The following is a 23,914-nucleotide window of genomic DNA, read 5'->3' as shown; positions in this document are numbered from 1 at the left end:
CATCTCTTACTATAGAATTGGTAATCATAATTTAAGTTTTAAACAATTAGCATTTAATTTATGAAACACTTTTTAGCCAAACATGCAACCATTAAGCATCGACTTTATTCTTTATACTACACACTATTTAGCTACGGTCGAGGCTTGATTATCCTGACCATTTGCTTATGGGCAGGAAATGTCATATCTGCAATCTTACCAATCATGATCCCTGGAAGTATTATTGGTTTATTGATTTTGTTCATTTTATTAACTTTTCAATTAATACCAACGTGTTGGATAAAAAATAGCTGTAATCTTTTCATGCGATACATGACGGTGCTCTTTATTCCTGCGGCGATGGGGATAATGGATAATTATTCATTACTCTTAGATAATTGGATACCGATAATTTTTGCTAGTGTTGGTGGTTCAGTTATTGTCTTATATTTAACCGCTTTTTTAACTGAACATCTGCATAAAAAAGTCGTTAAAACCTCCGATAATAGGGAGAACCAATCATGATATGGATGCTACCATTAACCGTTTTGGTTTTTTTAATTATTAGAAGAATCTCATTTAAAATTAAAAATCCGTTATTTAACCCATTAGTCATTTCGGTTATTGTATTAATCCCTATTTTATTAATAACAAATACCGAGTATGTTGAATATGTTAAAAACGTAAAAATTATTAACGATCTACTTCCTTACTCTGTCATTGCTTTGGCTTATCCTTTATATGAACTCATTCCACAAATAAAAGCCCGTTGGAAGTCAATCATGATTATCACCTTCACTGCCTCCATAGCGTCTATGGTAACCGGTGTGTTTATTGCATTATGGTTAGGGGGTAGTAAAGAAATTGCTGCATCAGTATTACCTAAATCAGTGACAACAGCCATCGCGGTCACCATCGCTGGTAATGAGGGTGGCGTTCAATCAATCGCTGCATTATGCGTAATACTTGTTGGAACACTAGGCGGTATTTTTGGTCATCAATTATTGAACGTTGCTAGAATAAAAACTCCTTCAGCAAGAGGATTATCAATTGGTGCAGTATCTCATGCTGTAGGTACAGCGCGTTGTATTGAAGTCAATTATAACGAAGGGGCTTATAGCTCCCTATCTCTAGTTTTATGTGGTATTATGACCTCATTAACAGCACCATTTTTATTCCCAATAATGGTATTTATTTTTGATTGGTTTTAGTATGAAGTTAAAAAAACTTATTGCTTATTTTATTGCTTTTTTTTCATTACTACTTGCCTTAGTAATTGGACTCGACTTTTGGATAAGCTATAAGACAGCACCTTACATTTATCACGATGAAAACAAACTTCCCTACCGAACAATTGGTGTTGTATTAGGAACATCTAAATATGTAAAAAATGGCGGAATCAATGGTTTTTATCGCAGTCGAATAGATGGTGCGATTGATCTCTATTGGCAAGGTAAAGTTGATTATTTATTGCTAAGTGGAGACAATGCACAATTAAATTATAACGAACCAATAATGATGCAGAAAGATCTCATAAAAGCAGGCATCCCAAAAGATGCCATTGTGTTAGATTTTGCTGGATTTAGAACCTTCGATTCAATTGTTCGTGCAAATAAAGTCTTTGACGCAGATGAATTTACTATTATTACTCAAGAATTCCATTGTGAACGAGCAATGTTTATTGCGTTAGCGCAAGGTATTCAAGCTCAATGTTTTGCTGTCCCTGCGCCCAAAAGCATGAAGTTAGTTCGAATTAGAGAGATGTTTGCACGAGTAAGTGCTTTTGTTGATCTTTACATCCTGAACAAAGAACCTAAATTTCTTGGTCCTACCATCCCAATCATTAATAATCAAAATTAATAACATTATATAAATCTAAAAAAAGTTGAGGAACGGGGTTTTTGAACTAAGTATATGGTCATATATCTCACATTATTATTTAATCTTCATGTTTTTTATAATTCTAAGTACTGATAATTATACAAACAACTTGATACAACACTAAAATAACGACAATAAAAAAAGTTGAGGAGCCGGGTTTTTAGCTTAAAAATCAAGCTAAAGTATCGTTGTCTAATAATTTAGATTGCATTTTTATGCAAAAAAAAGTAATATTTAGTCAATTAAAATTTAAATAGTTTATCTAATACTAATGAATATCGAATTAAACCATATTAACTGTTTTTATGGTAAACATCAGGCATTAAATGATGTCTCTTTATGTTACCCTTTAGGTGAAACAATTGTTTTACTTGGTCAGAGCGGTGCAGGTAAAAGTTCTTTACTGAAAGTGTTTAACTTACTTGAAATACCAACGTCTGGTGAAATGACAATTGCGGATTCACATTTTGATTTTTCCAAAAAAATAAGTGAATCAACTATTCGAACTTTACGTAAAAATGTTGGCATGGTTTTTCAAAATTACAACTTATGGCCACATTTAACTGTTTTAGAGAACTTAATTGAAGCCCCTTGCCAAGTTTTGAAACTATCGAAAAAAGAAGCAAGTGAAAAAGCCATGTCAATTTTGGCTCGCTTACAAATTGATGAAATGGCCCATCGTTACCCTCTTCACCTTTCAGGTGGTCAACAGCAACGAGTGGCTATTGCGAGAGCCTTAATGATGGAACCTAAAATTTTGCTATTTGATGAGCCAACAGCAGCTTTAGATCCTGCAATCACATCTCAAATTGCAGAAATCATTAATGAACTGTCACAGACAGGAATTACACAGATTATTGTTACGCATGAAGTCGATTTTGCTCGTAAAGTTGCTTCACAAGTGATTTACATGGAACATGGTAAGATTGTTGAACAAGGTCAAATTGAGTGTTTTGCTCATCCAAAAACTGAAGAGTTCAAAGCTTATCTATCGCATTAATATTAATAAAAATCTGATTGGGTGGATATATGAAAAAAACATTACTAGCTATTATACTTGCAGGATCTGCATTTGCAGTTCAAGCAACAGAAACGTTAACCATTGGTACCGAAGCGACTTATGCACCTTTCGAATTTACTAATGATAAAAACGAAATCATCGGTTTTGATATTGACGTCATGAATAAACTTTGTGATGAAATGAAAGTAACTTGTAACATTGTAAATCAATCATTTGATGGATTAATTCCTAGTTTAAAAACTCGTCGAATCGATGCTGCTATTGCTGGTATTGATGTTACACCTGAACGTCAAAAGCAAGTTGCTTTTACAAAAATCTATTATGATGATAGCTCAATCCAATTTGTTACTTTAAAAGATTCCTTAACAAGTCTTGATCAGCTAAAAGGTAAGAAAGTTGGTATTCAAAAAGGTACAACTTATTTAAAATATTTAAATGAAAAATATCCTGATGTTAAAGCAGTAAGCTATGATAGCTACCAATTTGCTTTCTTAGATTTAAAAGCTAAACGTATTGATGCTATTGTTTCAAGCTCTTTTGTTGCTGGTGAATGGTTAGGTAAAGATGCTGATATCGTTGCTTTAGGCGATAAAATTACCGATCATGAATTTTTTGGTGAAGGTTTAGGTATTGCTTTACGTCAAGGCAATGATCAATTACTTGAACAATTTAATCAAGCAATCGATAAACTAAAAGCAAATGGCGAATTAGATGCTATTTATAAAAAATGGTTTAGTAAATAATTATTAATAACAAAATCAGTTCTTATTTATCTCGCCGCATATTCTGCGGCGAGTTTATTTTTTAAATTTAACTACGGTTCTTTTATGTCAGAATTTTTTGCACACGGTATAGACTTGTTACTCTCTTCTATGGATGGGTATATTTTGCCGCTTACGAAAGCTACCGCGATTACGTTATCATTAGCATTTGTATCGTTAGTCGTTGGAATGTTTTTTGCGTTCATTTTTACTATTTTAGAATCAGTACCATTCAAACCCGTTGCATGGCTAATGTCGCTATTCAATTTAACCATTCGAGCTTTACCCGAATTATTAATTGTGGTTGCGATTTATACTGGTTTACCACTGCTATTGATGGCATTAGATGATGGCTTTACCGTTCCTCTCGGCTTTACATCGTTTACCGTAAAAATGAGTATTCATAATACCCAACCAGACCCATTTTTATGCGGTGTTTTTGCTTTATCATTACTCTACGCGGTTTATGCCTCACAAACGTTACGCGGTGCATTTAAAGCGATTTCAAGCGGACAAAAACAGGCAGCTCAAGTTTTAGGATTAAGCAAATCTCGAACTTTCTTTCGTATCATCATGCCACAAATGTGGCGACACGCACTACCCGGTTTAAGCAACCAATGGTTAATCTTATTAAAAGATACGGCCCTTGTTTCGGCAATAGCAATAGATGACTTGATGATGCAAACCAAAACAATAGTTGCCCGAACCAATCAGCCTTTTTTATGGTACTTTGTTGCGATGATTATTTATTTAGTGATATCAATTTTAAGTCAAAAAATTATTTCACGTATTGAAAAACGTGCAACCCATTTTGAACCATCAGCCAATAGTCAGTAAGGTTATTTTATGTCTGATAATTTTATTTTTTATCTAAAAATCATTCTTCAAGGTCTACCTGATACATTAAGTCTAAGTATATTCGGTATATTAACGGCTGGTATTTTGGCTATTGTTTTTTCATGTCTTTTATCGTTAAATTCTAAGCTATTAACGAAAACAATTCGCGCTTATATCATTATTTTTACTGGTTCACCATTATTAGTACAGCTGTTTTTAATCTATTATGGACCATCACAATTTGGTGAATATTTAAGTAAATTTCCTGCTTTTTATGATTTTATTTCTTCACCTTGGTTTTGTGCTTATTTAGCTTTAACGCTTAATAGTGCCGCTTATACTACACAAATATTTTATGGTGCATTAAAATCTGTTCCACAAGGACAGTGGCAAGCATGTAGCGCTTTAGGTATGAACAAAAGACAAACTCTTAAAATTGTCATGCCATATGCATTAAAACGTGCTCTTTCTACTTATTCTAACGAAGTCGTTTTTGTGGTAAAAGGTACAGCCTTAGCTTCAATGATTCCTGTTATGGATTTAATGGGATATAGTAATGCATTAAATGGTGAATACTATGACTTCTCAATTTTTATGGTTGCAGGGCTCATTTACCTCTTGATAAATGGTATTTTAAGCACCATTATGAGGATAATAGAGAAAAAAGCCCTCACCTTTGAAAACTAATATGAGCCAATTTGATACAGCATCTTTTCTAAAAACAGTCCCACATAAACCAGGTATCTATCAAATGTTTAATGATAAAGATACCATTATTTATGTGGGAAAAGCGAAAGATCTCAATAATCGCTTAAAAAGCTATTTCAATAGCAGTAAAAAAACGATCAAAACCGATCGATTGGTAAGTCATATTCATCGAGTTGAATTTACCATCACCAATACAGAGACTGAAGCATTATTACTCGAACAAACTTATATCAAAAAATATCAACCCAAATACAATGTTTTGCTTAAAGATGATAAAAGCTACCCGTTTATCAAATTAAGTAAAGAAAGACATCCTCAATTGTCTTTGTATCGTGGTGCAATTAATCGAAAAAAAGATGAGTTTTTTGGCCCTTATCCGAGTGGATATGCGGTAAAACAAATTCTTGCCTTATTACAAAAAACATTTCCAATAAGACAATGTTTAAATAGCACTTATCGTAATCGAACTCGTCCTTGTTTACAGTACCAAATCAAACGCTGTTTAGGGCCTTGTGTACCAGGCTTAGTTAGCGACGAAGATTATAATGAACAAGTTAATTATGTAAGGTTATTTCTCTCCGGACAATCAGACCAAATTTTGCAAAAAATTACTGCGGATATGCAAAAAGCCAGTAGTGAACTTAATTTTGAAAAAGCAGCCGCATTACGAGATCAGCTACAAGCGATCAAACACATAAATGAAAAACAAGCTATCTATAACAATAATGATAATTTAGATGTGATTGGTTTCCATTACGAACTCGGCTTAGCTTGTATCTATGTACTCTTTATTCGAAATGGTCAAACATTTGGACATCGTTCTTATTTTCCAAAAGTGCCATCTAATACTGAACTAGAAGAAGTGATCGAGACATTTTTAGGACAATTTTATTTACAAGGAAATCAAAATAGAAATATTCCGAAGAAAATTCTTCTCAATTTTTCATTATCTGATAAGCAAGCAATGGAAGATACTTTATCTATTGTCGCTGAACATCAAGTAAAAATAGTTGATGAACCAAAAGGTGATAATCTTAAACTATTAAATATTGCAACAGTTAATGCTCAAACTGAAGTAAAAAATAAACTACTCGAAAATTCAACCATTAAACAACGATATGATGCACTAAAAGAGTTTTTGGGCATTGATAAAATCAATCGAATGGAATGTTTTGATATAAGCCATTTTATGGGTAAAAACACAATTGCATCTTGTGTCGTTTTTGATGATAAAGGTCCTGTTAAATCTGAGTTTCGTCGCTACAATATAAATGGTATCACGCCTGGAGACGATTATGCGGCAATGGAGCAAGTCTTAACCCGTCGTTATAGTAAGAAAGATCTTCCTGAAGATAAGATCCCAGACATCATCTTTATAGATGGAGGAAAAGGTCAACTTAACCAAGCGTTAAGGGTTTTTGATAATTTAGACGTAAACTGGGATAAAAACCACCCTATTTTAATTGGTGTGGCCAAAGGTGCTGAACGTAAAGAGGGATTAGAAACACTATTCTTTGAAGCTCATGGAAAAGGATATTATCTGGATTATCATTCCCCTGCTTTACTGCTTATTCAACAAATTCGAAATGCATCGCACGATCATGCAATTGTTGGTCAACGTAAAAAAGGCGTTAAGCAGTTAACTGACAGCGCTTTAGAGCATATTGAAGGCGTTGGTGGAAAAAGACGGCAAGCATTACTCAAGCATTTTGGTGGGCTTAGAGAGTTGAAAAATGCCAGTATAGATGAAATTGCGCAAGTTCAAGGTATTTCAAAATCATTAGCTGAAAAAATTTATCTAAATTTACAGCAATAACACATTGAAAAATTAACATTTTTCAGGCAACATAATCAATGAGAAAACCCTGTTTTTTTAATTGTCGCTAACCATTTGATTAATAAAACAATATGAGCTAATGTCACATGAAAATTAACTTACCTACATTCTTAACATTATTTCGAGTAATACTGATTCCATTTTTTGTGTTGGCATTTTATTTAATCCCTCATGAATGGTCAGGCTTTTTTTCGGCATTAATCTTCCTAATAGCCGCAGTTACAGATGTTTTTGATGGTTACCTTGCCCGCCGATTAGGTCAAACGACTAAATTTGGTGCTTTTTTAGATCCTGTTGCCGACAAAATAATGGTAACAATCGCATTGGTTCTTATAACGCAATATTATCAGGCGTGGTGGATTTCTATTCCTGCAATAATTATCGTCTCTCGTGAACTTATTATCTCTGCATTACGAGAATGGATGGCTGAAATTGGCAAACGAGGTAATGTTGCAGTATCTTCAATTGGCAAAATTAAAACAATTGCTCAAATGACAGCATTAACTTGGTTACTTTGGCGTCCTTGCGATCTTGTCATATATGCGGGGCTAGCTGCACTTTTTTTAGCTACAATTTTAACGTTATTATCCATGTTCCAATATTTATGGATAGCGCAAAGTGACTTATTAGATGAAGAATAATTTATCAAAAAGTCGATAATCGTTAGTTTTAGTGTAATTTTGTTATCTTCTGTAAGTTCACAAAATTACACTTCTCAATCCCCAAAAACTCAATATTAAACCAACAATAAGTTAAACATTGAGCAATTAAACAATTAATCCAAAATTTATGTTGACTGAAATCTCAAGATAGGTAAAATGCACTGCATTCAAAGCGGATTACCTTACGTAATAAGTTTTGAGCCCGGGTGGTGAAATCGGTAGACACAAGGGATTTAAAATCCCTCGGCCTTTTTGGCCGTGCGAGTTCAAGTCTCGCCCCGGGCACCATTTAAAACACTTCTCTTATGCGGGAATAGCTCAGTTGGTAGAGCGCAACCTTGCCAAGGTTGAGGTCGCGAGTTCGAACCTCGTTTCCCGCTCCAATATTGAATCAACTACAAACCATTGAAGCCCAAAAAGATCAAATTTTGATTAATGCCTAACTAGTTCTAAACTTGAATGAAATTTGAGAAATATACTTGTTTAAATACAATTAATTTATTAATGTTTATTGCAACTGAAATTATCACCGCAAGCTCAATCAGATTCTTCCCATACGAAATCAAATCCACGAGATGCTCGGGTGCCCCCCCCTATCTTTTATGAAGTTAATTCCTCATAAACAATGGCTACATAATAAAACACCAATTGTCTTAATTTCTTAAAACATTATTTCACTCAAATTTTGAAGTGTCGGTAGCACAAACACGGAGTCGATGACCATCAGGATCATTTCCTACAAATGTGTATCCGAAATCGAGCATTTGAGGTTCGAGTTCAATTTTGACGTTTAGTTCTTTCCATGTCGCATAAATCTCATCTACTTCATTTTTTGTTACATCACTAAATGAAAGCTCAAATCCCCCATAATGATTAGGTGCCTTTGGTGTTATTTTATCGGCCTCTTGAAGTCCCAAAATAAAACCATCATTCAATAAAAATACAGCAAAGCCAGGATAAGTTTTAGCTGGTGGACGCCCTAGTATTTTTGTGTAAAACTCTGTGCTAGCATCGACATCTTTGACATAAACAATAACGCTATTAGGTTTAAACATTTTTCTTTCCTTTTAGTGATAAAAATTAGTTCAATTAATTTTAGTTATCTCTATTTTGATGTAGCATTGCTGACAACCGTATGTCATATTTAAAATTCAATCTAAATTATTTTGCAAACATAAAGCATGAAAATTAATCGTATAATTACTACCATCATGGTATTGCTACAAAGAGAAAAAATAACTGGTAAAGAATTAGCAGAAAAATTAAATGTATCATTGCGTACTATTTACCGAGATATACAAGTTATAGAGGGAGCGGGAATACCCATTATTACCTATCAAGGAAGTGCCGGTGGAATAAGTATTTTAAAAAATTATAAAATTAGTAAAGGTCTATTCACTAAAGAAGATGTCATTGTTTTATTAAAAGGCCTCAACTTATTATCCTCACCGGTTTTAAAAGAAAGTGAAAATTTAAGAACACTCGAGAAAATAAAGAGTTTTTTATCAGAACAAGAACTTGATGAAGTGACAAATAACTTAAATCAACTTATTGTTGATTTATCGCCTTGGTTATCTAAACAAAATATTGATAACAAAATATCTATTATAAGACTGGCACTGAAAGAGCAAATGCTTTTATCGTTTGATTATTTAAGTGTTAGGAATAAACAAGCCTCACGTTTAATTGAGCCATATAAACTTATTTTTAAGGAAAAAGAATGGTATTTACAAGCTTTTTGTCTAACTAAAAATGACTTTCGTGTATTTAAATTGTCAAAAATGTCAAATATTAGAAAAACAAACACTAAATTTATTAAGCAGACAACGCCTGAAGCATTCTCTTTATTCCAAGCGGATATGAAAAAAAAGATTTTTAAAATAAAATTGCTAATAGATGAATCGCTTTTGGAACGTATTTTAGATTTTTGTGATGAAAAAGATATTAAGAAATTAAATGGACAACAGTATCTTGTAGATTTTAACTTTATTGATGATGACTACAGTTATGGCATTTTACTAAGCTTAGGTCATAAATGTATTTGTTTAGAGCCTGAGCATATACGTCAAAAACTCGTTGAACGAGCGGAAAAATTAGTTAAATCTTACAAAGAAACTGTCAATTCATTTATGTCAAATTATCCTCAATAACTAAAAATTTAAACATCTAATCTCCGGCTGGTTAACCATTTTACTTTTTCTGGATCTCGATGATCAAAAAATTGACTTGTATTTGTATCAAGCGCTGCTATTTGTTGCATATCATTATCCGAAAGCTCAAAATCCCAGATATCTTGATTTTCAATTATACACTCTTTACGCACAGATTTAGCCAAGCTTGCAATACCTCGTTGTGCTAACCAACGTAATACCACTTGCCCTATTGTTTTACCATATTTAACGGCAATTTGACCTAACACCGGATGGGTAAATAAACCATTTTTCCCTTCAGCAAACGGTGCCCAGGCTTGAGGAGTTATGCTCTCTTTTTGCATATAAGGCACGGCTTCAAGCTGTTGTTGGAATGGGTTAACTTCAATCTGATTTACGGCAGGAATAATGGAATGAAATGCAGTTAAATCAGCTAATCTATCAGGTTGAAAATTACTTACGCCAATAGCACGAGTTTTACCTGCTGAATAAAGCTCTTGCATTGCTTGCCAAGCACCATGAACATCACCATAAGGTTGATGAATTAAATATAAGTCAACATAGTCTAATTGCAAACGATTTAATGAACGTTCAAATTGAGCCTTAGCACCACTGTAATTGGCATCTTGCAACCATAACTTAGTCGTAATAAATAATTCTGCTCGATCAATCCCATGTGCACGAATAGCATTACCAACTTCAGTTTCATTTTGGTAACTTGCAGCTGTATCAATCAACCGATAGCTAGAATCAATTGCATCATGTACGGCTGTTTCACACTCTTTCTTATCGGTCATTTGAAAAACACCAAACCCTAAGATAGGCATTTCGATACCATTATTTAATGTTATTGTTTTTTTCATAGCTCATACCTCAGTTATTGTAGTTAGCCTATTATTAAACAGCTTACTACAATGATAAAGTAGGTAAAAAAACATGCACTAATGAAAAATTTTCATTAATTAACTTAGGTCTTTTATTGAAATATCACGATATTCAAAATTGATGAAAAACCCGATAAAGTCATTAAAAAAAGTCACGAGTAATTTCAATATCGAAACTTATTTAATTTGAGATATGTATGAAGCTAATATAATTCATATATCAATCAGCACTCACACCCCGCTTTTAATCGTTTGATGCAGATTCAATCGGATGTGGCGGATCATATTAGATCTTTTTGAAATGCTTATTATGTGTTTAACAACTCAGTGATTTTTATTGATGCCTTATTTATATAAGACATCAATACTATTTTTTTTATAGTTTAACCTGCAAGACTTTTTAACTGTTTAAACTTATCAACTTAACGCTAGATAGTATTAAAATTTATATGAAAAACTTGCTTTAAAGTTGCGTGCTAAACCATAAGTATTTTCACCTAAATATAGTCGATAATCTTTGTTAAAGATATTATCAACGGCCAGTTTAACTTCAGCTTTTGGCAAAAATGTTGGCTGCCAGGTTGCAAATAAATTATGTAATGAATAACCTGATGAACGACCTAAACCATACGCGCCAAGATCAGCAAGTCCATCATGATTTCTATCTTCTGACCCTGTTCGATCTTGTTTTCTGACAAATTGAGCATTCCAACCTGCTCTTAAATTCCATTGAGGAATTTTAAAACCGGTAGTTAAAGTTGCTGTACGAGGTGAAATTGTCGCAACATAAGTTTTGTTATGCATCCATGGAGCTTGTGGCGCGGTGTCTCGCTCTCCTTTTTGAATGGAATAAGTTGCACTGGCAAACCAATATTTACTATCATAAAAAGTTTCTAGTTCAAATCCGTTTACCACTAACTTACCGGGCAGATTTCGATAATTAGATTGTCCAACTGGGCACAATCTACCGGGGCCACAAATGGAGCCATTAAAACCACGAGTAACAAAAATTTCGTTAGTAACACGCTGTCTAAATAATGTGCTTCGAACTTGTAATTTATCATCATTTAACATTAGATTATTGAAATCGAGGATATTTCCCAATCGGATTGATAAATCACGCTCTTTTTTTAAATTGCGACTGGTTGCAGAGATTTTACCACTACCGCCATTTTTAGGGGTGAATTGAACCTCATAAGTTTCATCAACAGTCGGCGCTTGCCATGCATAACTGATATCACCAAAAAACCCGATATTTTCTGTCGCTTGCCAATATGAACCGAGTCTTGGCGTCCAACCAGTATAGGTAACAGGCGCATAATTGTGTCCATAACGAGGATCGGGATCATTATAAGCTGATGCATAATTTTTCTTACCATGATTACGAACATAATCATATCGAAGGCTTGGCGTTAAGACAAAATTGCTAATCGATAATTCATCTTGTAGATAAAAACTATAAGTTTGTTGTTTTCCCGAAGGCATATAAGCAGGTTGGAAATAACCATGATTATAATTTGGTTTTTTCTCGTAATTCTTGTAATACATCAAGGTATCACGATCATGCAAATGCACTTGCGCACCAATTTTTAGAAGATTATCAATTGGTCCTGTAGTAAAAATACTGTTATTTTCAAGCTCAACAGTTTTATCAGTGTAACTGACCCAACTCTCATTGCCCATAGTGCCTAAAGAAGCAACCGGATTATATTTGGCCGGCCTCATATCGTGTTGCTTTGTTTTTGAATATGTGGCACGTAAGGTAAAATCGACTAATGGATTATAAGTTGGTTGATAGTTCCATTTAAATTGCGCTGATTCATCTGTTTGATCACGTTTGACTAATTTTCGTAGCCAAGCTGCTCTATATCCATATTTTTTAATTTGGGCAGCAGTTGGTGGCGTCATCTTTTCAACATATTTTGCTGCCCATGGTTGCCATGAATCTCGTTTTGAGCGGATACCGGATATCGTGAACGTATGCTCTTCATTGGGTCTAAAATTCAATTTCCCCATATAAGTGTCCATATCATCTTCTGAGAATTCAAATCGAGAACCATCCGGTCTTTTAAAATTGCCACTATCGCGGTTAGTGTAGTAAAACAGCCCATCAAACATATCATCTTTTGTTCTACCATAAACAGCACTTGTTACCATATTTTGATGATTATTTGAATGGAAACTATATTTAACCAAAGCGCCAACATATTTATCAGGATCGAGTAAATCAATCGCATCTTTAGTTTCCATTGTTACTACCCCCCCAAAGCCACCATTACCAAATTTGACATCATGCGGGCCTTTATTCACTTCAACCCGTTTAAGTAATTCCGGCTCAACAAAAACCGAACCTTGTTGGTATTTTTGGAAACCTTTTTGCGCACCATCAACAATGATTTTTACATCTTCTACTTTACCAAATCCCCAAATATTTAATGTCTGTCCACCCGGTCTAACCGAACCGGCGGCGCTCACGCCTGGTAATGTATTGAGTAATTCGGCTACATTATCCGCTTGCTTTTGTTCTATCAAACCGGATGTAAGTGTTGATCGTCCGGCAATAACACTATTAATTTTTTTCAATTGATCTTGTGATCTTGCTATAACGGTAATCACATCATCAATATCTTCACTACTTACGTTATCTTTATTTCTTTTTATTTGTGATTCTTGTTCATCTTCTGCTGAAGTATTCTCGCCACTTGAAGGTTCCGCTTGAAGAGAAAAACTCATACAAAGCAATAATATACTTATTTTTTTATATCCCATACCTAGTTCCTTTTAAAAAGCATAGTTATTAAATAAACACGATTAAATTAATATTACCCACATAAATAGTAATGATAATCATTATCATATAAGGGTTAGGAAGTATAGTTTTTTTGGGTATAAATAAATAGCAAAATTTAAATTTAATTTATCTCTCGATAAATTGAAAAGTAAGCACCTAAGTCGTTTAGCTAGCAACTTTACTTGTAAAACAACAGATTATCTTTTTTTAGTAATCTATTTTTAATTTTTTACACTCGTTTTTATTGAATTAAGTATTTTATACTGTATATTTATACATATATCTTTTTTTTATGCGAATAGATCTCCGCTATTCGTTTTTTATTGTTTTTTAGGAGTGTTTTCTTGAATAAATATTGTGTTGTTCTTGGGCAAGCTAATAGCTCTCTTGCGACTTATTTGCCTTTAGTTGATACGCCAGTAAGAGCCGGATTTCCCTCACCTGCTGATGATTATTTAGAAACAAAACTAGATTTAACTAGCCATTTAGTTAAGCACCCTAGTGCGACTTATTATATTAAAGCGATTGGTGACTCAATGATTGATTACGGTATTTACAGTGGTGATCTGCTTGTTGTTGACCGATCTTTAGAACCGAAAATAGATGATATTGTTGTCGCAGCTGTTGACGGTGAACTAACTTGTAAGTGTTTAAGTTTTATTAATGGCGAACATCATTTAGTATCAGGCAATAGACTTTATCCACCTATTTCACTAGCAGGGAAAGAAGTCCATATTTGGGGAGTCGTAATACATACGATTCACTCCCTACGAAAGCGAGGACATTCATGATTGGGCTAATTGATTGTAATAATTTTTATGCATCATGTGAACGAGTCTTTAATCTCAAATTAGAAGGAAAACCTATTGGTATCTTATCTAATAATGATGGTTGCGTAATCGCCCGTTCTAATGAATTAAAACCCTTAGTACCAATGGGAATGCCTGCCTACAAAATTGAACCCAAAATTAGAAAAAAAATTAAATTATTGAGTTCTAATTATGAACTTTATGGCGATATGAGTCAGCGGGTATTTGATACCGTTCGTCATTATACTGCAGATATTGAACCTTACTCTATCGATGAAGCATTCATCCATTTAAATGGATTTAACAATGTGTTAACTCATTGTCAAAATTTAAAAACAATAGTAAAGCGTGATACAGGTATCCCGGTGAGTATTGGTATTGCACCAACTCGAACGTTAGCAAAATTAGCTAATCATATCGCCAAAAAACAGCCAATTCATCAAGGTGTTTATTGTTTACCGACTAATCAAGAGGCGATAAAGACGATATTAAAGCAATTCTCAATTGAAGATATATGGGGCGTTGGTTGGCGAATTGCTCAACGGTTAAAAGTATTAGATATTCATACCGCTTGGGACTTACATCAAGCTAATTTGAAACAAATTAGACAGTTATTTTCTGTTGTCCTTGAACGTACAGTACTTGAACTACGTGGTATTAACTGCATTGAATTAGATGATTTATCTACACCTAAAAAAAATATTATGACATCGCGTAGCTTTGGTCATTTAACGAGTGATCTATTTGATATACAAGAAGCAATTCGAGTACATGCAAGCCGTGGTGCAGAAAAACTAAGAAAGCAAAAATCAGTTGCTAGTGCAGTACTGGTCTTTTTAAAGACTAATCGATTTCGGCCAGAATTACCTCAATATAATCCATCAATTGTTGTTCCATTATTGTCAACAACTGATGATTCGAGATTAATCATTCATGCCGCTCAAAAAGGATTACAATCCATTTATAAAAAAGGTTTTTTATTTATGAAATCAGGTGTGATGCTACTTGATCTAAAAGCTAAAGATGATTATTGCCAATCCGATTTATTTATTCCTGACATATCAGAAACACAAAAAAGTGAACAGCTAATGAAAACAATGGATTACATTAATCAAAAGATGGGAAAAAATACTATTCACTTAGGCGGTATAAGACAAACCGCAGCTTGGCAAATCAAGCGAGATATGCTTAGCCAGCGGTATACAACGCGTTGGGAAGAGTTACCTTTTGCTAAATAGATAATTAATAATAATTTAAACAATGGATATATTTGATCATTTCAAACAAGTATATCCATATTTTTAAGTGCTGAACAAAACCGATTGAATCTTATGTTCAGCACGTTTATTCTAAGAACCCATATTAACAATTGAACTACGAAAGCGTTTAAGCGCAATAAGAAAGAACACACTACCAATAGCTAATAACCAAGCATAAGATGTCCAAACAACACTAAAGCCAGCTCCTCGATACAAAATTGCTTGCCCTAATTCAACAAAATGCGTTGTTGGTGCAAACAACATGATATTTTGGACTACTTCAGGCATACTTTCACGTGGTGTACTACCACCAGAAAGCATCTGTAAAGGTAGAAGAATTAAAATAAATAACATGGCAAATTGTGCTGTTGATTTGGCAACAGTCGCCATAAAGATTCCAAGTGACGTTGTCACGAATAAATGTAGAGCTGCCCCAATTAAAAACAAGGTAATCGAGCCTTCAATTGGAACATTTAGCCAACCATGAACAACAACTAAGAGTGCCCCCCATGTTGAAACAAGCACGACAAGCCCCATCGACCAAACTTTTGATATCATGATTTGAAGTGGTGTAACTGGCATTGAAAGCAAGTGATCGATAGTACCATGTTCACGCTCCTTCATTAAAGCTGCGCCAGTTAAAATAATCGACAACGTGGTCACAATATTGATGATTTCCATAACGGAACCAAACCAAGAACGGGTCAAGTTTGGATTAAATGCAGCATGAACTTCAATATTCACCGGCAAACTAGTGGGTTTATCGATTTGATTGAAATATTTTGTTATTTCGTTGGTCACAATTTGGGTAATATAACCATTCCCAACAAAAGCCTGCCCCATTCGTGTTGCATCAATATTAAGTTGAATTTCTGGACTTTGATTATTTAACACATCGCGTTGAAAGTTAGGCGGAATATTCAATGCAAAAGTATAACTATCGGTATCCATACCTCGATCAACTTCATCCATAGAGTTTAGTTTTACCGGTTGGTTAAACATGGGTGGATAAAACGCCGCAATAATTTGTCTGGATAATGGCGAATCATCTTCATCAACTACCGCAATCGACGCATGATGAAGCGAGTCTGAAGTTGCTGTTGCTGCAGTATAGATATCAAGCGTAAAACAGTAGGCAATTAACAGCAACATAATTGGATCACGAATCAATCCCCATAACTCTTTAATGCCTAAGCGATAAATATTAATAAAACTTTGCATAATATCTATCCTTCTTGTTTCTTGAGGAGGAATATACTTGCACCAAGTATAATCGGTATGGTGATCAGCAAGGCAAATATTGAGTTATGTAAATCAAAAAATCCTAATGCCTTATTAAAGACTCCTCGAGCAATAATAAGCATATGGGTTGTTGGATAAACCTCACCAATATATCGTCCACTACCTTCTAAAGATGCAACCGGATTAAGCAAACCAGAAAATTGTATCGCTGGTAACATGGTACCAACACAGGTTAAAAAGATAACCGCAATTTGACTGCGTGTTACTGTTGAAGCTAGTAATCCAAAACCTGTTGCAATAATACAATAAGCTAATCCAGCCAAACACAAAGTCAACAAGCTGCCTTTAATTGGTACGCCAAATATTGTAACCGCCATAAGCAGCAATAATAAAAAGCTAAGCATCGAAATCACAATATATGGAACCTGCTTACCTAATAAAAATTCAGTTTTGGTAACAGGCGTAACATATAAGTTAATTATCGACCCCATCTCTTTTTCACGCACTACGGATAGTGCAGCTAACATCGATGGAATCATTAATAATAAAATAGGAATAACCGCAGGTACCATAGCTTGTAAACTTTTGATATCGGGATTATAACGATATCGAGTTTCGATATTTGCCAATGAGCTCGATGTTGTTCCGGTAGTCATTTTAATTTTGTCACTTAACCAAGCAAGATGCATTCCTTGTACATATCCTTTAATCGTATCGGCACGCAAAGGCATTGCACCATCAATCCATATTCCAATACTAACCGGATCACCACGTTGAATATCTCGACCAAAATTTGGTGGAATCTCAATAGCTAATGCTATCTCATTACTTCTCATCCTATGATCCATATCATCATAATCAAGGATTGGCGGTTTCTCGATAAAATAGCGCTTAGATCCAGAAAGATTGGTAATATAATTTTGACTGGTAATAGTTTGATCACGATCTAACACCGCAAAATTTAAATCTTCTACATCCATGGTGATACCATAGCCCATTACCAACATTAAGATAGCTGAACCTAAAAGTGCTAACAAAGCTCGCAATGGATCGCGCGATAGCTCTAAAGTTTCACGCCACATACACCCAATCATCCGAGTTAAGCTAAATCCCTGTAGGTGAGCATCTTGCGTTGTATTAGCTTGTTTATTGGTTAAAGTTTTAGGCTCTTCACTTGCCTTTTCATCACTATTGGTATCATCTGCACCAGCATCAACTAAATAACGAATAAAAGCTTCTTCCAGCGTTTTAGCATTTTTGGAATGGATGATATTATCAGGAGTATCACTGGCTAATACTTTACCAGCATGCATGAGTGAAATCCTATCACAGCGTGCCGCCTCATTCATAAAATGGGTAGTAATAAATACCGTAACTTTATCTTTTCGGGAAAGTTCGATAATTAAACGCCAAAAGTCATCCCGAGCAATGGGATCAACCCCGGAAGTCGGTTCATCTAGGATAAGAATCTCAGGATTATGAACCACCGCAACAGATAAAGAAAGTCTTTGCTTAACCCCTAACGGTAGACTATCTGGTAAACTTTTTAATTCATTTTCCAAGCCAAAACGCTTAACTAACTCCTCAACTCTTGCTGGAATTTTGCTTTCTTCAATACCAAATAGACGGGCATGTAAAACTAAGTTTTGTTCAACCGTTAATTCACTGTAAAGCGAAAAAGCCTGAGACATATAACCTAAATGACGTCTAACATTAATATCACTTGCATCAACCGGTTTACCAAATAACCAAGCTTCACCTGAGGATATTGGTAATAACCCTGTTAACATCTTCATCGTTGTGGATTTACCGCAACCATTAGATCCTAAAAAACCAAATATTTCACCTTGTTTGATTGAAAAGTTAACATGATCAACCGCAACAAAATCACCAAATTGCTTGGTTAAATCTTTTGCTTCAATCGCCACTTGTAAATCTTTATTTAAATCTAATGGGGGAATTTCAACCGATTCATAACCTTCTCTAGCATCTTCTGGCATCAATTGAATAAAGGCATCATCTAAATTATCTTTACAAGTTTTGGCTAATAATGCTTGAGGCGAGCCTGTTTCAAGAATTTTACCGCCATACATTGCAACCAGCCAATCAAAGTTTTGCGCTTCATCCATATAAGCTGTTGCAACAATCACGCTCATTTGTGGTCGTTGTTCACGAATTTTATTGATTAATTGCCAGAATTGCGCGCGAGAAAGAGGATCGACCCCTGTTGTTGGTTCATCAAGAATAAGTAAATCAGGATCATGAATCAAGGCAGAACATAAGCTGACTTTTTGTTTCATCCCTCCAGAAAGGCGACCAGCGGGTCTAGATAAAAAAGGATACAACCCAGTGCTTTTAGTTAATTCATCAATACGACGTCGCCTTTCAGCAGCATCGTTACCAAATAAACGAGCAAAAAATTGCAAATTTTCTTCCACTGAAAGTGTAGGATAAAGGTTTTTCCCTAATCCTTGTGGCATATAAGCAATACGGGTACAGACGTTTTTACGATGGGATTTATCTTTCATGTCACCATCTAAAACGTAAACTAATCCCTCTTGAATGACATGTGCGCCCGCTATTAATGATAATAAGCTAGATTTACCAACACCATCAGGACCAATTAGTCCCACCATACATCTAGGCGGGATGGCAATACTAACATCATTAAGCGCACACGTTTTTTTATAATGTAACGATACATTACTTACATTTACAACAGCATCATCAATGGCCTTATCTTCAGCAAGTAACGTCAAATCCTTTTTATTTGACTCTGACATATGCTATCTCCAATTATTTAGTTTGGCATTTTGCAACATCAGATAAACCTGAAGGCCACTCCGTATTAGGATCTAGTCTTACCCAAGCCACACCAGGAAGGCCGGTTTTAACATGAGTTATATAGCATTTTAACAATTCTGGGCTTAATTGTGCTTTCACTCTAAACATGAGTTTTTGACGTTCATCTTTAGTTTCAACAGTTTTAGGCGTAAATTGCGCAACGCTTGAGACAAATGAAATTTTGGCTGAAATTGCTTTATTTGGTAAAGCATCAAGAACCAATCTTACTTCGTCACCAATTCCGACTTTACCTGCAATTGTTTCTGGTAAAAAGAAAGTTAAATAAACATCTGAAAGATTAACCAGATTTAACACTTTACCGCCTGAAGGTAAAACTTCACCGGGTTGAGCAATGCGATATTGAATACGTCCATCAACTGGTGCAGTTAATGTACTGTCATCAATATCCGCTTGGATTTGATTAATATTTGCTTGCGCTACGTTTATAGCTGATTTAGCACTTTCTACTCCGGCTTGCGCAGCTTCAATGGCTGCATCGGCAGCGGTAACTTGTGATTTAGCAGAGTCTAATGCTGCTTTTGCACTATTTACTTTAGCGGTATCATCATCAAATTGTTGAACTGAAATTGCCCCTTTTTGATAAAGGGTTTTTGTTCGTTCTAAATGCTTATTGGCAATATCTAAATCACTTTCTCTTTGAGTAACACCAGCTAAAGCAGCCACTTTGTCACTCATTTTTAAGGCAACTTGAGCTCTAGATGTTGCTTCATTACTCAAGGCTTGTCGATATTGTGCTTGAGCTTCATTTAACTGAGCTTGTAATGTATCTGTTTGCATAACAACTAAAGGTTGACCCGCCTTAACAAAATCACCCTCATCAACATTAATTTTTTCAATTCTACCGGCTAACTTGGCTGAGATATTGATTTCAGTTGCTTCGATACGTCCATTACCGCTAGTAAAATCTGAACCATATCCATCAGGCTTAAATTGTTGCCATAAGATAAATCCAATAGCAACAACTACAACTGCGATAATAATCCATTTTTTATTTATTTGTTTCATGAATAACACCTATTCTAAAGTAACAATTTATAATAAATATTAACGAAAAATTTAACCGTTATAATCTATTTATTTTCAATTTACGCATAATAGCAAATGTTTTTTACAAATAGAATCGACTCTAAATGTAAACGCAGTAAATGCTAAAAATCAGTAAATTACTATTGGGAAAAGTTAGCATTAGAAAATCATCACCATAAATCACTCTAATTCGATCTAAAAAAGTGTTATCACAACTAATAAATTCTTTTATAACGCATCAATATCGGTCTCAACTTTAAATGGAAAGTGATGTACATTTACTAATATGGCAACCTAAAATAATTTAATCTTCACTTTCTATTATTTTATAAGTGATTAATAATTAATTTTTTAATTCATGCTGATATAAAATAAGCTATCATGTAAACCATTTTGAATTTTAGTATTTTGAATCTTAGTATTTTGCATTCTAGTATTAACGCAAAGCGCATTGAACAAAGAATGATGAAAGCTAAACGTTATTATTTAATAAGGTGAATTTATGGCAATCCCCTCTTTTTTGACAATTTATAATGAATTGATATCCACTCCAACTATTAGTAATGTCACCAACGAAAAATTGGATTATTCCAATAAACCTTTAATAGACAAATTAGCGACATGGTTTGCGGATTTAGGATTTACTGTTGATGTTCAAGCCGTCCCTAACACACGTCATAAATTCAATATGCTGGCAACTTATTCAAATAGTGAAAACAAAAGCCAAGGAGGCCTACTACTAAGTGGCCATACCGATACCGTTCCTTTTGATGATGGACAATGGAGCAAAGATCCATTTAAGTTAACAGAAGATAATAACAAGCTTTACGGATTAGGCACGGCTGATATGAAAGGATTTTTTGCTTTTATTCTAGATGCTTTGCGAGATATTGATCTAAAAAAACTCACCAAACCAATTTATGTACTAGCTACCGCAGATGAAGAAACCTCAATGGCTGGTGCATCATTTTTTGCCAAACAAACTCAATTAAAACCTGATTGCACCATAATTGGCGAGCCTACTTCACTAATTCCTATACGAGCACATAAAGGATTTATTTCTAATTCAATAAAGGTGATAGGAAAATCAGGTCACTCAAGCGATCCAGACAAAGGTATTAATGCTATAGAAATTATGCATTTAGTCATTGAACGTCTATTAATCCTTAAACAAAAATTCAAAGAACAATATCATAATGAAGGCTTTAGTGTCCCCTATCCAACTCTGAATTTAGGTGTGATTCATGGCGGTGATGCTGCAAACCGAATATGCGGGTGTTGTGAATTAATTATTGATATAAGAGTATTACCTGATAATGATGTTGACTCGATTTATAACGCATTATGTGAAACATTAAAACCCGTTATGGATAAATACCCTAATCGTATTTCAGTAGAATATGAAGTATCACCCATTCCAGGATACGAATGTAAAAAAGATCACCCCGCATTGCAACACATTGAAAATTTAGTGGGTCATCAAGCACAAACTGTCAATTACAGTACTGAAGCGCCTTATTTAAATCAAATTGCGCCAACCATAGTTTTAGGTCCTGGCTCTATTGAACAAGCTCATCAACCAGACGAGTTTATTTCAATGGACTTTATAAAACCAACAAAATTAACGATAGAAAATTTGATCAAAGATTTCTGTCTTTAATCATATAAAAACGCCGACATCGTCGGCGAATGAAGTTACTTTAAATTAGGATAATTTGTCATCTTTATGGCTATTTCCCCATTGGCAAAGCATATCTAAAATCGGTACCAAAGATTTACCTCGGTCTAATAACCCATATTCCACTTTAGGGGAATTTATGGATATTATTTCATGCCCTTATATACCACTTCATCCAAAACCTCCCAATAAGATTTATTAATTTTATACTGTAAAGAAAAATAAGACGGTATAGACTCCTCAATATTTTTTACAGAATTGAGGCTTTTTAAGATGAATTATTTTTTACGAAGGAAGCTAACTTATACAAAATCAACTAGCCGACAAGATCGGCTCATTTTACTATACTTCAAAAGTAGCAAAATCAGTTGCGATTTCAGTGGGCGCAAAAATATTCCTAGCCTCATTGACTAATTTTGTTTTGTCATTCAAGCTATAGCGAGGACTAATATGCGTAATAATAAGGCGCCTAGCATCAGCTTGTTTGGCAATAGTTGCCGCGTGTACAGTTGTGGAATGTCCTCGCTCAAGCGCCTTTTCTTCAAGAGCTTGCTCTTGGGTTGCTTCATGGATTAACAAATCGACACCCTGAGCTAAATCAATTGAAGCCAGACAAGGAATGGTATCGCCTAAAATAGCAATTTTTTTACCTTTTCTAATGGTTTCTAGATAGTCCTTACCATGAATAATCCTACCATCTTCTAACGTAACGGTTCGACCTTCTTTTAAATCACGATAAAAAGAACCAATGTGAATGTTATCCTTTTTTAACTTATCAATGTCCAATGACGCTGGCAGATCTTTTTCAATAATCCGATATCCAAAACACGGAACACGATGCGCTAATAATTTGGCTTCAACGCGAAACTTATTATCCTCAAAAACCAAACCATCTTGCTCAAGTTCAATAATATTTAAAGGATAAGTCAGCCAAGAATAACTAATATCAATAACAGTTTGAATAAATTGCTTAATGCCTTTTGGACCAACTAAGGTCAATGGCGATTGGTTTTGCATCAAAGAACGAGTTGTTAACACGCCAGGTAAACCAAACAGATGATCACCATGTAAATGTGTCAAAAAAATCATCTCTAATTTAGCCAGACTAAATTTGGCCTTTTGCATTTGCATTTGAGTCGCTTCACCGCAATCAAAAAGCCATAAACGCCCTCTTTCCTGCCGGAGATCAAGCATAATACTGCTAACATTGCGTTCAGCTGTTGGTGACCCAGCACTCGTTCCTAAAAAAGTTAATTTCATAAAAGATTAAACGTTTTTGCGCTCAATGGTTTGTTCACCCCAGAAGAGTTTGTCTGCTTTAGTTTTGGAAAAAGCGAGTTTTAAGACTTCATCGCTACCTTCTTCCCAAATTTGCTCAGCGAGTTTTTCATCATTTTTAGCTAATTCAAAAATAGCTTCAGCTATCTCAATAGAAGTTTCACGAATGCTGGCCCAAGATCGAATTTCATGTATTTCTTTTTTAGTACTATTCATATTTCTTCTCCTTATTTGCTAAGATTAGAT

At 34.6% G+C, this 23,914-nt stretch carries 21 protein-coding genes, 2 tRNA genes and 1 pseudogene; 15 read left to right on the top strand and 9 right to left on the bottom strand.

All coding sequences use genetic code 11. The features are described 5' to 3' along the window. Positions 1–60 precede the first annotated feature (60 nt). The 11 genes and pseudogenes from J3U09_RS00575 to J3U09_RS00525 all read left to right on the top strand — a co-directional run bounded on the left by J3U09_RS00575 (position 61) and on the right by J3U09_RS00525 (position 8,069). The gene (locus tag J3U09_RS00575) at positions 61–504 is read left to right on the top strand and encodes a CidA/LrgA family protein (protein ID WP_267331920.1); all 444 of its coding nucleotides are present in this window, start codon (positions 61–63) and stop codon (positions 502–504) included. Next, positions 501–1,190 carry a CidB/LrgB family autolysis modulator gene (locus J3U09_RS00570; protein WP_267331068.1) on the top strand — a complete coding sequence of 230 codons (690 nt, stop codon included), beginning with the start codon at positions 501–503 and terminating at the stop codon, positions 1,188–1,190. The genes J3U09_RS00575 and J3U09_RS00570 overlap by 4 nt, the downstream gene beginning before the upstream one ends. A 1-nt stretch (position 1,191) precedes the next feature. Continuing rightward, positions 1,192–1,821: pseudogene (locus J3U09_RS00565) on the top strand (ElyC/SanA/YdcF family protein); the annotation flags it as partial. Between the two features lie 310 nt (positions 1,822–2,131). After that, a complete protein-coding gene (gene artP / locus J3U09_RS00560) occupies positions 2,132–2,860 on the top strand; it encodes an arginine ABC transporter ATP-binding protein ArtP (protein ID WP_220226030.1) in 729 nt (242 codons plus the stop codon). A gap of 29 nt (positions 2,861–2,889) precedes the next feature. Next, a complete protein-coding gene (locus J3U09_RS00555) occupies positions 2,890–3,624 on the top strand; it encodes a transporter substrate-binding domain-containing protein (protein WP_267353237.1) in 735 nt (244 codons plus the stop codon). Between the two features lie 84 nt (positions 3,625–3,708). Continuing rightward, positions 3,709–4,479, top strand: a complete 771-nt coding sequence (gene artQ, locus J3U09_RS00550; RefSeq protein WP_218059990.1) for an arginine ABC transporter permease ArtQ — start codon at positions 3,709–3,711, stop codon at positions 4,477–4,479. A 9-nt stretch (positions 4,480–4,488) separates the two neighbouring features. Continuing rightward, positions 4,489–5,166 (top strand): arginine ABC transporter permease ArtM, encoded by a 678-nt coding sequence (gene artM / locus J3U09_RS00545; RefSeq protein ID WP_065562114.1) that lies wholly within the window; start codon positions 4,489–4,491, stop codon positions 5,164–5,166. Between the two features lies 1 nt (position 5,167). Beyond that, entirely contained in the window at positions 5,168–7,003 is a 1,836-nt protein-coding gene (gene uvrC, locus J3U09_RS00540; protein WP_065734100.1) for an excinuclease ABC subunit UvrC, read from the top strand. A 107-nt stretch (positions 7,004–7,110) separates the two neighbouring features. Next, positions 7,111–7,665 carry a CDP-diacylglycerol--glycerol-3-phosphate 3-phosphatidyltransferase gene (gene pgsA / locus J3U09_RS00535; RefSeq protein ID WP_065562116.1) on the top strand — a complete coding sequence of 185 codons (555 nt, stop codon included), beginning with the start codon at positions 7,111–7,113 and terminating at the stop codon, positions 7,663–7,665. A 221-nt stretch (positions 7,666–7,886) separates the two neighbouring features. After that, positions 7,887–7,974, top strand: a tRNA-Leu gene (locus tag J3U09_RS00530). 19 nt (positions 7,975–7,993) lie between these two features. After that, positions 7,994–8,069, top strand: a tRNA-Gly gene (locus tag J3U09_RS00525). A gap of 291 nt (positions 8,070–8,360) precedes the next feature. Here the strand turns inward: J3U09_RS00525 and J3U09_RS00520 are convergent. Next, the gene (locus J3U09_RS00520; RefSeq protein WP_065734095.1) at positions 8,361–8,741 is read right to left on the bottom strand and encodes a VOC family protein; all 381 of its coding nucleotides are present in this window, start codon (positions 8,739–8,741) and stop codon (positions 8,361–8,363) included. Between the two features lie 126 nt (positions 8,742–8,867). On the opposite strand from J3U09_RS00520, the gene J3U09_RS00515 reads away from it, so the two are divergent. Beyond that, on the top strand, positions 8,868–9,836 hold the full coding sequence (locus J3U09_RS00515) for a helix-turn-helix transcriptional regulator (protein ID WP_267356658.1): 969 nt from the start codon (positions 8,868–8,870) through the stop codon (positions 9,834–9,836). Between the two features lie 8 nt (positions 9,837–9,844). Here J3U09_RS00515 and J3U09_RS00510 read toward each other — a convergent pair whose 3' ends face one another. Continuing rightward, positions 9,845–10,699, bottom strand: coding sequence for an aldo/keto reductase (locus J3U09_RS00510; RefSeq protein ID WP_267356656.1), 855 nt, complete (start codon positions 10,697–10,699; stop codon positions 9,845–9,847). A 459-nt stretch (positions 10,700–11,158) separates the two neighbouring features. Next, the gene (locus J3U09_RS00505) at positions 11,159–13,489 is read right to left on the bottom strand and encodes a TonB-dependent hemoglobin/transferrin/lactoferrin family receptor (RefSeq protein WP_267356654.1); all 2,331 of its coding nucleotides are present in this window, start codon (positions 13,487–13,489) and stop codon (positions 11,159–11,161) included. Positions 13,490–13,855: 366 nt separating this feature from the next. On the opposite strand from J3U09_RS00505, the gene J3U09_RS00500 reads away from it, so the two are divergent. Both J3U09_RS00500 and J3U09_RS00495 read left to right on the top strand, forming a co-directional pair. Beyond that, complete coding sequence (locus tag J3U09_RS00500) at positions 13,856–14,302, top strand: LexA family protein (protein ID WP_220226022.1); 447 nt, start codon at positions 13,856–13,858, stop codon at positions 14,300–14,302. Next, entirely contained in the window at positions 14,299–15,558 is a 1,260-nt protein-coding gene (locus J3U09_RS00495; RefSeq protein WP_267356652.1) for a Y-family DNA polymerase, read from the top strand. Before J3U09_RS00500 ends, J3U09_RS00495 begins: the two co-directional genes overlap by 4 nt. Positions 15,559–15,669: 111 nt before the next feature. On the opposite strand, the gene J3U09_RS00490 is transcribed toward J3U09_RS00495, so the two are convergent. Genes J3U09_RS00490 through J3U09_RS00480 form a run of 3 tightly spaced genes read right to left on the bottom strand, consistent with a single transcriptional unit; the run spans position 15,670 to position 20,691 of the window. Continuing rightward, positions 15,670–16,800: an ABC transporter permease gene (locus J3U09_RS00490; RefSeq protein WP_065562073.1), complete on the bottom strand. Its 1,131-nt coding sequence runs from the start codon at positions 16,798–16,800 to the stop codon at positions 15,670–15,672. Between the two features lie 5 nt (positions 16,801–16,805). After that, on the bottom strand, positions 16,806–19,604 hold the full coding sequence (gene rbbA, locus J3U09_RS00485; protein ID WP_267356650.1) for a ribosome-associated ATPase/putative transporter RbbA: 2,799 nt from the start codon (positions 19,602–19,604) through the stop codon (positions 16,806–16,808). A 13-nt stretch (positions 19,605–19,617) separates the two neighbouring features. Then, entirely contained in the window at positions 19,618–20,691 is a 1,074-nt protein-coding gene (locus tag J3U09_RS00480; RefSeq protein WP_065562074.1) for an HlyD family secretion protein, read from the bottom strand. A gap of 523 nt (positions 20,692–21,214) precedes the next feature. Between J3U09_RS00480 and argE the strand changes: the two genes are divergently transcribed. Next, positions 21,215–22,372, top strand: a complete 1,158-nt coding sequence (gene argE / locus J3U09_RS00475; protein WP_267356648.1) for an acetylornithine deacetylase — start codon at positions 21,215–21,217, stop codon at positions 22,370–22,372. Between the two features lie 45 nt (positions 22,373–22,417). On the opposite strand, the gene J3U09_RS10925 is transcribed toward argE, so the two are convergent. The 3 genes from J3U09_RS10925 to J3U09_RS00465 form a co-directional block, all read right to left on the bottom strand. After that, positions 22,418–22,531: a winged helix-turn-helix transcriptional regulator gene (locus tag J3U09_RS10925; RefSeq protein ID WP_416380022.1), complete on the bottom strand. Its 114-nt coding sequence runs from the start codon at positions 22,529–22,531 to the stop codon at positions 22,418–22,420. A gap of 201 nt (positions 22,532–22,732) precedes the next feature. Next, complete coding sequence (gene rnz / locus J3U09_RS00470) at positions 22,733–23,650, bottom strand: ribonuclease Z (RefSeq protein ID WP_267356646.1); 918 nt, start codon at positions 23,648–23,650, stop codon at positions 22,733–22,735. A gap of 6 nt (positions 23,651–23,656) precedes the next feature. Continuing rightward, positions 23,657–23,884 carry a YccJ family protein gene (locus J3U09_RS00465; protein WP_065562077.1) on the bottom strand — a complete coding sequence of 76 codons (228 nt, stop codon included), beginning with the start codon at positions 23,882–23,884 and terminating at the stop codon, positions 23,657–23,659. Positions 23,885–23,914: the final 30 nt, after the last annotated feature.

Source organism: Gilliamella sp. B2889 (assembly GCF_026536885.1).
Classification (GTDB): Bacteria; Pseudomonadota; Gammaproteobacteria; order Enterobacterales; family Orbaceae; genus Gilliamella; species Gilliamella apicola_E.
The sequence above is the reverse complement of the archived record's forward strand: the minus strand, read 5'-3'. Positions and strand labels throughout refer to the sequence as shown.